The organism is Nocardiopsis sp. iso_237, assembly GCF_056173345.1.
Window position 1 is genome coordinate 4,540,524 of record NZ_CM149669.1, and the last position, 13,937, is coordinate 4,554,460.

At 71.8% G+C, this 13,937-nt stretch carries 12 protein-coding genes; 1 reads left to right on the forward strand and 11 read right to left on the reverse strand.

Annotation, left to right across the window (positions count from 1 at the left end):
• Window positions 1–9: 9 nt before the first annotated feature.
• From pgsA to AC0VYM_RS20715, 7 genes are all read right to left on the reverse strand, one after another.
• Window positions 10–645 carry a phosphatidylinositol phosphate synthase gene (gene pgsA, locus AC0VYM_RS20685; protein ID WP_475463141.1) on the reverse strand — a complete coding sequence of 212 codons (636 nt, stop codon included), beginning with the start codon at window positions 643–645 and terminating at the stop codon, window positions 10–12.
• Between the two features lie 133 nt (window positions 646–778).
• The gene (locus AC0VYM_RS20690; protein WP_475454661.1) at window positions 779–1,354 is read right to left on the reverse strand and encodes an HIT family protein; all 576 of its coding nucleotides are present in this window, start codon (window positions 1,352–1,354) and stop codon (window positions 779–781) included.
• Window positions 1,355–1,497: 143 nt separating this feature from the next.
• Window positions 1,498–3,168: a DUF885 domain-containing protein gene (locus tag AC0VYM_RS20695; protein WP_475463142.1), complete on the reverse strand. Its 1,671-nt coding sequence runs from the start codon at window positions 3,166–3,168 to the stop codon at window positions 1,498–1,500.
• 136 nt (window positions 3,169–3,304) lie between these two features.
• On the reverse strand, window positions 3,305–3,901 hold the full coding sequence (locus AC0VYM_RS20700) for a GTP-binding protein (RefSeq protein WP_378741247.1): 597 nt from the start codon (window positions 3,899–3,901) through the stop codon (window positions 3,305–3,307).
• Between the two features lie 34 nt (window positions 3,902–3,935).
• The gene (locus AC0VYM_RS20705) at window positions 3,936–4,352 is read right to left on the reverse strand and encodes a DUF742 domain-containing protein (RefSeq protein ID WP_225942487.1); all 417 of its coding nucleotides are present in this window, start codon (window positions 4,350–4,352) and stop codon (window positions 3,936–3,938) included.
• A gap of 98 nt (window positions 4,353–4,450) precedes the next feature.
• On the reverse strand, window positions 4,451–4,852 hold the full coding sequence (locus tag AC0VYM_RS20710) for a roadblock/LC7 domain-containing protein (RefSeq protein WP_014909276.1): 402 nt from the start codon (window positions 4,850–4,852) through the stop codon (window positions 4,451–4,453).
• Window positions 4,853–5,084: 232 nt separating this feature from the next.
• Window positions 5,085–8,330 (reverse strand): sensor histidine kinase, encoded by a 3,246-nt coding sequence (locus AC0VYM_RS20715; RefSeq protein WP_475454664.1) that lies wholly within the window; start codon window positions 8,328–8,330, stop codon window positions 5,085–5,087.
• A 794-nt stretch (window positions 8,331–9,124) separates the two neighbouring features.
• On the opposite strand from AC0VYM_RS20715, the gene AC0VYM_RS20720 reads away from it, so the two are divergent.
• The gene (locus tag AC0VYM_RS20720) at window positions 9,125–10,183 is read left to right on the forward strand and encodes a D-alanyl-D-alanine carboxypeptidase family protein (RefSeq protein ID WP_475454666.1); all 1,059 of its coding nucleotides are present in this window, start codon (window positions 9,125–9,127) and stop codon (window positions 10,181–10,183) included.
• 21 nt (window positions 10,184–10,204) lie between these two features.
• Here the strand turns inward: AC0VYM_RS20720 and AC0VYM_RS20725 are convergent, their stop codons facing one another.
• The 4 genes from AC0VYM_RS20725 to AC0VYM_RS20740 form a co-directional block, all read right to left on the reverse strand.
• Complete coding sequence (locus tag AC0VYM_RS20725) at window positions 10,205–10,870, reverse strand: hypothetical protein (RefSeq protein WP_475454668.1); 666 nt, start codon at window positions 10,868–10,870, stop codon at window positions 10,205–10,207.
• Window positions 10,871–10,966: 96 nt separating this feature from the next.
• Entirely contained in the window at window positions 10,967–11,191 is a 225-nt protein-coding gene (locus AC0VYM_RS20730) for a hypothetical protein (RefSeq protein ID WP_475454670.1), read from the reverse strand.
• Window positions 11,192–11,299: 108 nt separating this feature from the next.
• Window positions 11,300–12,331: a LacI family DNA-binding transcriptional regulator gene (locus AC0VYM_RS20735; RefSeq protein WP_475454672.1), complete on the reverse strand. Its 1,032-nt coding sequence runs from the start codon at window positions 12,329–12,331 to the stop codon at window positions 11,300–11,302.
• A 141-nt stretch (window positions 12,332–12,472) separates the two neighbouring features.
• Window positions 12,473–13,870 (reverse strand): GH1 family beta-glucosidase, encoded by a 1,398-nt coding sequence (locus AC0VYM_RS20740; protein WP_475454674.1) that lies wholly within the window; start codon window positions 13,868–13,870, stop codon window positions 12,473–12,475.
• Window positions 13,871–13,937: the final 67 nt, after the last annotated feature.

The window sequence follows — 13,937 nt, forward strand, 5'->3', positions numbered from 1 at the left end:
GGGGTGTGGTCAGGCGCCGTTGCTGGTCTTCTCGCCGTCGCCCTCGCCCTTGTCCTCGACGAAGCCGGGGTCGTTGAGGCGGGCGCGGGTCTCGACGAGGCGCTGGAGGACGGTGAGCAGGCTCATCACGGCCAGCAGCCAAAGGCCGCCCGCGAGGATGTACGGCACGCCGAGCTCGCTGAGGCCGACCGCCACGAGCACGATGATCAGGCGTTCGGTGCGTTCGGCCACGCCGACGTCGCAGTTGACGCCCAGGCCCTCCGCCCGCGCCTTGATGTAGGAGACCATGAAGCCGCTGATCAGGCAGAACAGGGTGAGCCCGGCGAGCATGGGATCGTCGCCCTCACCCACGAACCACCACATGAGCCCGGCGAGGATCGCGGCGTCGGCCACACGGTCGAGGCTGGAGTCGAGGAAGGCCCCGAAGGCGCTGGCGCTGTCCTTGGCCCGGGCCACCGCCCCGTCGAGCATGTCGAAGAGCGCGAAGACGGTGATGACGACCGAGCCCGCGTAGAGCTGGCCTCGGGGATAGAAGTAGAGGGCACTGACGACGACACCGGTGGCACCGACGATGGTGACGATGTTGGGCGTCAGGCCGATGCGGGCCAGGCTCCGGCCGAGCGGAGCGGTGACCCGGGAGGTCAAGGGGCGAAGGATTCTCAGCATGTCTTCTAGTGATCGTAGGGCGGGAACGGTCGTCGGGGTGGGAGCCGCACCCACTGGGGGTGGCGTCGACCACGGGGAGTCGGTGGGATGGGGGGTTCGGGTGGTCCCGGCCTCACTTCCGGGGCCAGAGCTCGGCCAGCCTGGAACGGGTCCGCTCCAGCATCTCGGGCAGGACCCGGGTCTGTCCGATCACGGGCATGAAGTTGGTGTCGCCGCCCCAGCGGGGCACGACGTGCTGGTGGAGGTGGGCGGCGATCCCGGCACCGGCCACGGTACCGAGGTTCATGCCGACGTTGAAGCCCCCGGGGCCGTAGGCCTCGGTGAGCGCCCGGATCCCGGCCTGGGTGAGCGCGGCGACCTCGGCGGTCTCCGTCCCGTCCAGCGCCGTGTACTCGGAGACGTGCCGGTAGGGGCAGACCAGCAGGTGACCGCTGTTGTACGGGTACAGGTTGAGGACCGCGAAGGCGGACCGGCCGCGCGCGACCACCAGGCCCTCCTCGTCCGGCAGTCCGGGGGCGCGGCAGAAGGGGCAGCCGTCGTCGGACCCGGGTCCGGTCGGCTTCCCCTCGCCCTTGACGTAGGCCATGCGGTGGGGTGTCCAGAGCCGTTCGTGGCCGTCCGGGGTTCCGGTTCCGGCGCCGGGAGGCGCGCCCGCACCGCTCACGGGTTCGTCGTGGGTACCGCGCATGGCTCGTCCGCTCCCCTCGCCTGACCGCTTCGTGCCGCGCGTCCAGCATAGGAGCGCCCGGTGGGTGAAGCGCCGGACCCGGCGCCCCGGGGGTGGCGCGGCGGGACCGTGGCGCGCCCGGGGGCGCGCCACGGTCCTCGGTCTCAGAGCCCGAGCAGGGTGCGCAGGTGGCGCGGGGACGGGTTGCCGTGGGCCAGCATGGCGTCGTGCAGGCGGCCGACCGGCTCGTCGGGGCGCGCCAGCGCCAGGTCGCGGGCGATGTCGGAGACCTCCGCGTAGCCCACGTAGTAGGTGGACAGCTGGGCGCTGGTGAGCAGGGCGCGCCGCCACTTGCCGACGGCCTCGCCCTCCTCCTGGTGACCGCGTTCGGTCAGCAGGGCGACGGCCTCGGACTCGGTGAGGTCCCCGGTGTGCACCCGCACGTCGAGGATGGCATTGAGGACGGCCCGCAGCCGCATCTTGAGCTGGACCAGACGCAGCCCCAGGTTGGCGCGGCGGGTGGCGGGATCGGAGCCGCCGGACCACCCGTGCGCGGCCAGGACGCCCTCGGCGTGCACCGCCCACCCCTCGACGAAGGTGCCGCTGCTCAGCGCCGAGCGCACCCGGGTGTGGCCCCGGTGGCGCCCGGCGTGGGCGAGCTGGAGGGCGTGCCCGGGCAGGGCCTCGTGGACCATCAGGTTGCGCAGCATGCCCGCGTTGTACTCGCGCAGGAAGGACGCCCGGCGCTCGGCGGGCCACTCCTCGGGCGGCGGTGCCACGGCGATGAAGGTGGGCTGCGAGGAGGCGTCGGGGTCGAGCGCCCCGGGCGCGTCGCAGTAGGCCACGGCCACGCCCCGTCGGGAGGTCGGCATCGGGATGACCTCGACCGGGTCGTCGTGGACGGTCGCGAGGTCCAGTTCCCGGACCCGGGCGTAGAGGTGCGCGAGGGCGTCCGTGCAGGACGGGACGACCCCCTCCGGGCCGATCTCGAACCCGTCGGCCAGGGCGGAGAGCACCTCGGCCACCTGACCGGGACGGCGCGGCTCGCCCGCGTACTCGGCGGCGGCCTCGGCCAGGGCCTCCTCCGTGGCCAGGAGGTCGCTCTCGGCGCGCACCAGGAGCGCCTCCGGGGAGAGTTCGGAGTCGAGCGTGTACCAGAGCTGGGCGGCGAACGCCCGGGCGCCCAGACGCGGGTTCCCGGTGGCGAACTCCAGCTCGGCGCGCATCCAGGAGGTGTACTCGTCGAGCGCGGCCAGGGCGGCGGCGCGCGCGGGTTCGAGCTCCGAGGCGTGTTCGGGGTGCCGGGCGGCCAGGGCGGGGACGTCCTCGTCGAGCATCGTCCGGGCGCCCTCCAGCTGCCCCAGGGCGGTCTCCACGTGCACGCGGGGCATTCCGGGCCCTTCGGACAGGCGGACGCGCGCCGTGTCCAGGTAGGCCGGCAGGGCGGCGCAGCGGGCGGTCAGGGCCGCCAGGCGCTCCTCCGCGGGCAGGGTCTCCCGTTCGAGGAGGCCGTGCAGGGCCTCGCCCGGGGAGTGGACCAGGGGGTTCCACGTGTGCGGGCGCAGTTCGGTGGTGTGCCACAGGTCGGCGCTGATCCTGGTCCGGAGCATCTCCAGGTCGACCAGGTCGTCGGCGGTGAGCAGGTCCGCGTCGATCTCGTCCAGGGCACCCAGGGCGTCGGTGAGGACGCCGACGCGGCGGGAGTCGGCCTCGACGGAGTGGTCGGTCAGCCGACGCGCTCCCCGGGTGTCCCCCAGGTCCAGTGCCCACTCGGGCGCGTCCGACAACAGGGCGTCGAGCACCCGTTCGGCCACGTCTCGGAAGCGTCGGGTCATCTCGGCCGCGTCAGGCTGGGAGGAGGAGGTCATACCGCCATGATGCCAGTTCAGGGGGGACACGGACGCCCGGTTCCCGACGTGCGGGAACCGGGCCGTACTCCGTGCGGGACCCCGGGCCCGGGGCAGGTCCTGGTCAGCGCCAGGAGTTCTGGCCCCCGGTGGAGGTGGGCTGCTGCCCGGCGGCGCCCTCGGGGTCCCCCACCGTGATCGCGTGCTCGACGAGGGTGATGAGCGTCGTCTTGGTGGAGGCCTTGTCACGGGCGTCCACCTGGACGATGGGAATCTCCGGGCTGAGCGTGAGCGCGTCCCGGACCTCGTCCGCGGCGTGGGGGTAGTAGCCGTCGAACCCGTTGATGCCCACGATGAAGGGCAGACGTGCCTCTTCGAAGTAGTCGATCGCGGGGAAGCAGTCGGCCAGGCGGCGCGTGTCCACCAGCACGACCGCGCCGATGGCACCCTTGACCAGGTCGTCCCACATGAACCAGAACCGGTGCTGTCCGGGGGTGCCGAACAGGTACAGGATCAGGTCGGAGTCGAGGGAGACACGGCCGAAGTCCATGGCGACGGTCGTGGTCTGCTTGTCCGGCGTCTTGGCGAGGTCGTCCACCCCGACGCTGGCGCTGGTCATGACCGCCTCGGTCGTCAGCGGCACGATCTCGGAGACGGAGCCAACGAATGTCGTCTTCCCGACACCGAAGCCCCCGGCGACGACGATCTTGACCGACGTCATCGCGTTCCCCCCAGCACCGCCTTCCTCGGCTGGGCTAGAGCTTGCGAAGTCCACTGAGCACCCTTTCAAGCAGGTTGGTGTTGGGGCGAGCGTCGTTGTTGAGCGAAGACCTGATCTGGACCAGTCCCTGCTCGGACATGTCCGCCACAAGCACCCGCGCCACACCGAGAGGCATCCGCAACAGCGCGGAGATCTCCGCCACGGATCGCCATTCCCGACACAGGTCACTGATCGCCTGCCATTCAGGCGTCAGCGTCCCTGACTCGTTCCGGGCCGCCGCGGTGGCCGAGATCAGCGCCTCCAGTGGAAGCTGAGACTTCGGCTTGGTACGGCCCTTGGTGACCGCGTAGGGGCGCACCAGCGAACTGGGGGCGCTGCCCGGCGCGGGTCGTTGGTCATACGGTTGTTGGATTGGTCGAGGAACATCTCCGCCGCCCGGAACGGCCGGCATCCCTCCCGTGGGGGGATGGCCCGGCTGTTGTCCGAACCACGAGGCGCTCCCGGCATCTCTACTGTGAGGTGCCACCACTTCCTCCTGTCGGTGGTGGATCAGTGGATTCCCGAGGTGCGCGCCGTTGGTGTCAGCGCCCGCCCCGCCCGCTCGACGAGCAGGGTCATCTCGTACGCGACCAGACCCAGGTCGCTCTCGGCCGCCGCGAGGACGGCGAGACAGGAGCCGTCGCTGATGGCCATGATGAGCATCAGCCCCCGCTCCATCTCGACGACGGTCTGGGCGACCGCTCCACCCTCGAACACCCGGGCCGCGCCCTGCGTCAGGCTGGACAGACCAGAGGCGATTGCGGCCAGCTGGTCGGCCCGGTCGGCCGGGAAGCCCGCGGACGAAGCCAACGGAAGGCCGTCAGAGGAGACGACGATCGCGTGGGCGACATCGGGTACCCGGTCGGCAAAGTCAGTGATCAACCAGTTGAGTTCATTCACCTGTCGACTCATCTGATCTCCTGTCCAAGTTCGCCGGTCGATCTGTGGGCACTGCTACCGCCGGCACGGCATGTGACAGCACTGCCTTTGCGAACCACCCGGCCCCTCCCGTGGGGGTGACCGGGAGTCTGGTGTTCCGCTCTCGTCAAGCGATGGGTGTGGTGCGTCCGAGAAGCTCGGTAGATGCTATTGCATCCGGCTTCCGGGGCTGTGAGGGACCCCGTCCCACCACTGGCCACTTGGGTCACTCCTCTGTCGAACTGTCGCCGAGCCGGTTCCGACCGTCCCGGACACCCTTCTGGAAGCCCGAGAAGCGGTTGCGGACACGGTCCGCGCTTCGGGTGGGCATCTGCTTGAAGTTCTCCGGCTTGGGTGCGGTACCAGGAACAAGGTTTGCCTTGGGAACCCGTTTTGGCAAGCCCGAGGTGGTCAGACCACCGGCGAGCGGCTCGGCCGCGGTGCGTGCGGCCTTCCAGCCGCGGTCCGCCGCCGAGTTCCACTCCTGGTCGGAGCGGGGGTTGGCCGCGGGCTGCTGCTGGGCGGTGTCCCTGCGCGTGCGCTGGGGCTCCGGCGTGTCCTTGGGCGCCGGAGGCACCTGCTGGATCGGACCGGTCTCGGTGGTGTCCACGGTGGGACCGCCGGTCCGGCGCTTGAACCAGTTGGACTCGATCGCGTCGAAGATCGGCAGCGAGTCGGCGTCCTCACCGGACGGCGCCGCCGGGACGACGGTGTTGTTCGGGCCCTGGGCACCACCGTAGCGGCGCGACAGGTAGGCCGTGGAACCGTAGCCCTCCCGCGAGTCGCCCCCGCCGCGCCAGTTGCCCGTGGTGTTGGGTTCGGGCTGCTGGGGCTGCTGGGCCTGCGGCGGCGCCTGGTCGGGCTGCTGGGCGCCGGTGTCCCAGGAGGAGATCGCCGGGAAGGTCTCGGTGTTGTCCTCGCCGCGCGCCGGTGCCGCCGGGGTCTCCGACCTGCCGGAGCCGGTGTCGAAGGCCCCGCTCCGGTGGGTACCGGTGCCGAAGGCGTCGTAGGACTCCGTGCTCCGGTTCTCGGGCTCGGCGGACCGCCCGAAGGAGCCCGTGTCCGAGGCGGGGCGGCCGAAGGCGCCCGTGTCGGTGGGCCGGCGGAACGAGCCGGTGTCCGGGGCGCTGAACGAACCCGTGTCGGCGCTGTTGCGGGGGGCCGGGTCGAACAGGCTGCGACCGGTGGGCCCCTCCTGCTTCGGCTCGTCCTCCTCGGGCACGTCGTAGGGGTCCACGACCGGGTTGGCGTTGTCGGTCAGGCCGCTGTTGGGCGACAGGCCCTCGGCGCGGTTGGGCGCCTCCCAGACCGAGCCGGTACTGGTGGTGTTCCACAGGTCCTGGCCGCTGGGCGGGTGCTCCTCCGGCCGACCGCCGACGGGCTTGCGCTTGGGCAGGCCGCCCAGGTCGCCCGCGAGGTCGCCGGACTCCTGGCTGTTCCAGGGGTCGCCCGGCTCCTCCGCGGCGGGGCTGGCGGCGAAGGCCGCCTCGGCCTCGGCGAAGGTGTCGGGGGCCCCGGCGGACAGCTCGGGACGGCTGTCGGCCCCGCCCAGGGCGTGCTGGCCCTCGACCGGGGTGATGAGCAGGTCCGGCGGGAAGACGACGCTGGCGGTGGTGCCGCCGCCGTGCGCCTCCTTGAGGCTCATGCGGATGCCGTGGCGGTGCGCCAGGCGCGAGACCACGAACAGGCCCATGCGGCGCGAGACCGCGACGTCGATGACCGGCGGGGCGGCCAGGCGGGCGTTGACCGCCGCCAGGTCCTCCGGGGCCATGCCGATGCCGCTGTCGGTCACGTCGACCTGCACGGATCCGTTGTCCATGATCTTGGCGCTGACCAGCACCTCGGTGTCGTGCGGGGAGAACGAGGTGGCGTTCTCCACCAGCTCCGCGACGAGGTGGATGACGTCGTTGACCGGGCGGCCGAGCACCGAGATGTGGGAGGGGGCGCGCACGTTGACGCGCTCGTACTGCTCGACCTCGGAGACGGCGCCTCGGAGGACGTCGACCAGCGGGACGGGCTGAGCCCACTTGCGGGTGTTGTCCTGACCGGACAGGACCAGCAGGTTCTCGTTGTTGCGCCGCATGCGCGTGGCGAGGTGGTCCAGCTGGAAGAGGTCGGAGAGGCGGTCGGCGTCCTGCTCGGACTGCTCCAGACCGTCGATGAGGCGCAGCTGCCGCTCCACCAGGGTCTGGCTTCGGCGGGACAGGTTGACGAACATCGCGTTGACGTTGCTGCGCAGTCCGGCCTCGTCGGAGGCCAGGGTCAGGGCGACGCGGTGGACGTCGTCGAAGGCGCGGGCCACCTCACCGATCTCGTCGTGGGTGTGCACCTCGATGGGGGTGACCTTGACGGACTCGGGGGCCGTACCGGCCTCCTGCATCCGGTTGATCGCCTCGGGCAGGTCGCGTTCCGCGACGCGGCGGGCGCCGTCCTCCAGGGTGCGCAGCGGGCGCACGAGGGAGCGGACCACGAGGGAGGTCAGGATGAAGACCGCCAGGAGCACGCCCGCGACGATGATGAGGTCCATGATCGTGCGGACCAGGGCCTGGCCGCGCAGGTCGTTGGCGTCGGCGGCGATGCCCTCGGCCAGGCTGGACTCGACGGTCTGGAGGCGCTCCAGGGCCGTGTCCGCGATGGCCGCGTAGTCCTCGGGGCCGTCGTTGGGGGTGACGTTGGTCAGGGGGTCGCCACGGTCGGCGCGGTACATGACGCGCATACGCATGGTGGAGACCTGGCTGACCTCCAGGCCGGTGAAGTTCTCGTCGAAGACCGCGCGCTGCTGGGGCGAGGCCGCCTGGATGAAGTTCGAGATCTCGTTCTCGTAGCGGGCCCGGCTGGAGTCGATGGCCTCGGAGATGCCGCCGGTCATCGTGTTGCGGGCCAGCGAGTGGCCCATCAGCGCGGTCTCGTAGGAGAGCTGGTCGCGGGCGTTCGACAGCGCGGTGAGGGCGCGGACGGCCTCACGGAGCTCGGTGTCGTTGGTCTCGTCCGCGATGGTCTGGTTGAAGTCGGAGAGCGACCGGGCGATGGTCCGGTACTTGGTCACGACGGGAAGGACCGTGATGCGGGTGGTGTCGACCTCGGTGCGCAGCGACTCCAGCGTGGAGAGCTGGCTGCGCATCGCGGCGAGTCGGGTCTGCGCCAGGTCGCCGTCCATCGTGCCCATGTCGTCCAGGCGGGCGTTCAGGGTGCTCTGGAGGTCGAGTGTGGCGGCTCGCTCGGTGTCCATCTCCTGGCGGAGGTCGGCGGATCGCCGGTCCGGGTCCGCGTTGTCGGAGATGTAGACGGCGCTGGCCGTGCGCTCGCGGCCCAGCTGGTTGGCCAGGTCCACGATGAGGACGCCCACCTGGGCGCGGTCCTCGATGTGCGCGTGGGTGACGGTGGAGACCGAGGCCTCGTAGACCCGCAGTCCGCCGAGCGCTAGCGCGACGGCGGTCGGGATGACGATGAGGGCCACCAGTCGGGAGCGCACCCGCCAGTTACGTGGCCGCCACCAGTTGGCTCTGCGCCGGGGCTTGGCATCGGCGTTTTCGGCCTGCGCTGCCTCGCTCTGAGCGCTGGCCCCGCTTTTCGTCGCTCGTGTCGACACGGACCCTCGCAACCTTTCGTGTCACCGCCTCGAACGGCTGTTGAACCCAGGGATCGGACCGCTCCAGACCGGAAGGTCGGCATGACCACAGTGGTCCACCAGAAGCAGGAAGCAGTGGGAATGTGGGGAGATGTGAAGACTGTCCGCCGGACTCGCCTGGGAGGAGAGGCGCCGCGCACCGACACTGTCGTGGTGCGCGTGCGGTGCATAGCGTACCAATGGGCGAGAAGGGCTCGCTTCGGGCGATTGATGCCCATCAAGCAAGATCATCCGACGCCAACCGTGGCCGTAATCCCCACCCTGTCCGCATTAGGGCCAATCCCCCAGGTCAGACTGGGCGACCGAAAACCGGCCGGACATTGAGGTAACTATTTGGACACACCGCCAGCATCCACTTCCGCGCCGCCGCTCCGTGACATCGTGACTGTCACGTATACGCAGGCCCTGAGGGGGAGGCGGAAATGCGCACCTCGTCGCGCCCAGGTTCGAGCACCCAGAGTCACCCATTCATCGCCCACGGCACTTCTCCCAGTTCACAGGAGAATCACGCGCTTCGCCGCTTTTCGGTCCACACACTGCTCCCACTGAGCACGGCGCTGCTGTTCTCCCTCACCTGCGCCGCCCCCGGCGCCGCCGACGTCACCGACCCCGGCCCGGGTGAACTGGACCGGCTGCGTGTGGAGCTCGCGACGGCGCGCGCGGAGGTCGCCGCCCTCCGGGAGGGCGCCACCGAGAAGATCCGGGCCTACGAGGAGGAGAGCGCGCGGCTGGACGAGCTCACCGGTGAGCGCGAGGCCGCCGACTCCCGCGCGGAGGCGGCCGACCTGCGCCACGAGGGCACCCGGCTGGGCGCGGCCCGTCAGGCCGCCAGCGCCTACAAGGGCGCGGACCTGAGCCTCATGCAGGCCTGGACCAGCCCCGAGGGGCCCGCCCACGCCCTCGAACGCGGCTCCTACCTCGTGTTGTTCGGGGAGCACCGCTCCGCCGACCTCGCCCGCGCCCGGGCCTCCCAGGTGGCCACCGACACCCTGGCGGAGGCGGCGGAGACCGCCGAACAGGAGCAGGCCGAGGCCACAGAGGCGGCGGAGACCGCGCGCGAGACGGCCCTGGAGGCCATCGAGGCTCAGGAGGGGCGGACCGAGAAACTCCTGGAGCAGCAGACCCGGCTGGAGGACGCCCTGGCCGACACCCGGGACCCCGGGAACGAGGAGGCGCGCCGCAAGGCGGCGCTGGCGGAGGCCCGTGAGGCCGTGGAAGGCACCGGCGGCGCCGGATGGGGCGCCACCGGAGGGGACGACGCGGTCCCGGTGGAGGACGGCCTCGGCGGCTGCGCCGGGGACGGCGCGGCGAACGTCGAGAACGGGCGGGTGCCGGACACGCTGCTCTGCCCGCTGCCGCAGCCGGGCGAGCGGCTGAGGGCCGATGCGGCCGCCGCGTTCATCGAGCTCGACGGTGATTTCCGGTCAGAGTTCGGGCGCCCGATGTGCGTGACCGATTCCTACCGCCCGTACCACGAGCAGGTGCGACTCTTCCAGGAGATGCTCCCCGGGATGGCGGCCAGGCCGGGCACCAGCGCGCACGGCCTCGGCGTCGCCGTGGACCTGTGCGGCGGCGTGAACGAGCTCGGGTCCCCGGAGCACCGGTGGATGCTCGACCACGCGCCGGAGCGGGGATGGGACAACCCGGAGTGGGCCCGGGGCGGCTTCGAGCCCTGGCACTGGGAGTACACCCCCTGAGCCGGGGCCCGAGCGGACCGCTCAGACCTGGGAACCCACCCTGACCTCGTAGGTGCCCAGCTCACCGGCGTCCACGAAGAGCTCGTCGTCCGCCTCCAGGTCGGTGGTGGCGACGGGCAGCAGCGCGCGGACCCCTCCCGGCCCCGACACCAGCCAGTCGTGGTGGGGCTCGACCCGGCCGCGCCCGTTCTCCTCGTCGTCCACCGAGGTGCTGAGCTCCAGGGCGTCGCCGGACAGCTCGTCGGAGGTGGTCAGGACGGGACCGAGGATCAGCTCCACGGGCTCGCCCGCCTCGTCCAGCCACAGGCAGGCCGGGGTGTAGGCGCTCGCGTGCCCCGATCCCCCTGCCAGGGCGGCCACGCCCACCCGGGCGGACCGGGCCTCGGGGGCCACGGGGTCGTCGACCCCCCGCACCAGTTCGGGGGCGATCGCGTACTCGCGCTCCCCCACCCGCACCGGCACCGGACCGGCGGGCCGGACCGGGGCGCACATGCGCGCCTCGGGTTCGACGATGATCTCGATCGCGCCGTCCACGGCCCGCTCGTGCGCGACCGCCAGGGCGTCGTCGCCGCCCTCCAGCAGCTCACCGAGGCTCCGGCCCCCGGGGCTGCCCATCACGTCACCGTCGTCCAGCGCGCCCACGCGCGCACCGCCACCGCTCGGTGACAGGTAGGTGACCCAGCGCACAGTTCCTCCACGTTCGGTTCGCGAGCTCCGTCGGGCTCGCTGAAGTCGGGCTGGGGGCGCCCGTTGGCGCGGGGGCCGTACCCCCCGTGGCGCGGGTCAGGACGCGGCCGTCGACCCGTGTTCCTTGCCGGTCCCGGCGCACCCGCGGCAGGGCTCCTCCACCCGGTGCCAGACGACCAGTCCGTTGACCTCCCGGTGCGGCCGCTCCGGCCGCCACCACCCCGTCCCGGCGCAGAACCGGCAGAGGTCGCCGTTCCGGTCGCACCAACCGCACGCGGAGATCGCGCACCTGGCGTGGGTCGGTTCCCGCGTCGACTTCATGTGCCCCCACCGTCCTCCGCGAAATCGCGACCAGCCTCGCACAGGCGGCACACGGGAGTCCAGCGGCCACGGGCGTGAACGTGCCGGTGAGCGGGGCCGCGCCAGCCCTCAGGCGGAGTCGCGCACCACCAGCCGGGTGTCGAGCAGGATGGTCTCGGCCTCCGCCGTGCGCGGGATCGCCACGTCCACGAGCAGCCGGGCCATCTCCTGGCCCATCTGGACCGTGGGCTGGTGGACGGTGGTCAGCGGCGGGTCGCTGTGCCGCGCCATGAGGGTGTCGTCGAAACCGACGAGGGCGACGTCCTCGGGCACGCTGAGGCCGCGTTCGCGCAGCGCGCGGATGGCACCGACGGCCATCATGTCGGAGGCGGCGAAGACCGCGTCGGGCTCGCCTCCCTGGTCCAGCAGCCGGGCCATGGCCTCGGCTCCGCCCTCCACGCTGAAGTCGCCCTGGACCACCAGGCGCTCGTCCACCTCACGGCCCGCCGCGGCCATGCTGTCGCGGTAGCCGCGCAGGCGTTCCACACCGGCGTTCATGTCCTGCGGCCCGGTGATGGTGGCGATCCTGGAGTACCCGGCGTCCAGCAGGTGGCGGATGGCCACCCGGGCTCCGTCGAGGTTGTCGATGTCGACGCAGAACGGCGCGGGCTGGGCCTCGGAGTAGGGGCGTCCGCCGTGCACCACGGGCACACCGGACTCGGCCAGGCGCGAGGTGAGCGGGTCGTCCCGGTGCAGCGACACCAGGAGGGCGCCGTCCACGTGCGAGCCGCTGAGGTACTCGCCCACGCGCTTGTGCTCGGCCTCGCCCCGGGCGGTGGTGAGCATGAGCTGGAGGTCCCGCTCGTGCAGCACCGAGCTCACCCCCCGGATGATGTCCGCGAAGAAGGGGTCCGCGAACAGGCGGTCCCGCGCCTCGGAGACGACCAGCGCGATCGTGTCCGTACGTCGCGTGACCAGGGTCCGCGCCGCCTGGTTGGGGCTGTACCCGAGCTCGGCGATCGCGGCGTGCACGGCCTCACGGGTCCTCGGACTGACCTGGGACGACCCGTTGATCACCCGGGACACGGTGCCGCGGCCGACCCCAGCCCGTTCCGCCACCATCTCCAGGGTCGGCCGCTGCCGACCGCCACTCTTGGCCACTTGTGGGCTCCTTGGACGTCGTGCCGCCGGTCGCCCGGGCGGCGGTTGTGTGTGCGGTCGGGCACGGGTCGACCACGCGAGCGTTCGCGGGGTCCCGTCGTACGGGCTCCCCGCGAACGCTCGCGGTCCACCACCGGTGGTCTACCGCTCGGGGAACCGTCCGGTCCTGGCCAGCTCCGCGTACCAGTGTCCGGTGTCCTTGACCACGCGCTCCTGCGTCTCGTAGTCCACGTGGACGATCCCGAACCGGCGGGAGTATCCCCATGCCCACTCGAAATTATCCAGAAGTGACCAGGCGAAGTAACCGCGCAACGGTACCCCGGCGTGGATGGCCTCCCTCGCGGCCCGGAGGTGACCCTCGTAGTAGTCGGTCCGGTCGGGGTCGTGGACGGCGCCGTCCTCGCTGACGGTGTCCTCGAACGCGCAGCCGTTCTCGGTCACGTACAGGTCGATGCCGCCGCTCTCGCCCGCCAGCCGTTGGAGCACGTCGTACAGGCCGGTGGGGTCGATCTCCCAGCCCATGTGCGTGACGGGCAGTCCCTGGGAGACGTGCACCTCGTCGGGGCCCGCGCCCAGCCAGGCGTCGCCGTCACCGCTGACCAGGGCGGGGTCGATGCCCTTGGCCGAGCCGGCGACGAACTCGGGCGAGTAGTAGTTGACGCCGAGGAAGTCCAGGGGCGTGGAGATGGTCTCCAGGTCGCCGTCGCGCACGAACGAGAAGTCGCTGACGTCGACGAGGTCGGCCACCACGTCGGCCGGGTAGGCGCCCTTGAGCAGGGGGTCGGTGAAGATGCGGTTGCGCACCCCGTCCGCGCGGCGCGCCGCCCGGGCGTCGGCGGCGTTGGCGCCGTGCGGCCGGATGACCGCCTGGTTGTGCGCCAGCCCGATCTTGGCGGGGTGACCGGTGGAGCGGATGGCCTCGGCGGCCAGGCCGTGGCCGAGCAGCAGGTGGTGGGTGGCGGCCAGGGCGGCGGCGGGGTCCCTGCGGCCGGGGGCGTGGTGGCCGTTCTCGTAGCCGAGGAAGGCGGCGCACCAGGGTTCGTTGATGGTCATCCAGTGGGTGACCCGGTCTCCGAGTGCCTCCGCGACGACCCGTGAGTAGTCGGCGAAGCGGTACGCGGTGTCCCGGGCGGGCCAGCCTCCGGCGTCCTCCAGGGGCTGGGGCAGGTCCCAGTGGTAGAGGGTGGCCCAGGGTTGGACACCCGCCTCCAGGAGGCTGTCGACCAGGCGGTCGTAGAAGTCGATCCCGGCCTGGTTGACGGGACCGGTGCCGTCGGGGACGACGCGCGGCCAGGCGACGGAGAAGCGGTAGGCGCCGAGGTTGAGCCGCCGCATGAGGGCGACGTCCTCGGCGTAGCGGTGGTAGTGGTCGTCGGCGGGGTCACCGGTGTCCCCGTTGAGGACCTTGCCGGGGGTCTCGGCGAAGGTGTCCCAGATGCTGCGGCCTCGACCGTCGGCGGTGGTGGCGCCCTCGATCTGGAAGGAGGCGGTCGCCGCCCCCCAGAGGAAGCCTTCGGGGAAGTCGTTGGGGTTGCTCACTGCTTCGTTACGCACCTTCCGTGGTGGGTGGACCTCACTGGGAGCGCTCCCATTCACCGAAGCAGAC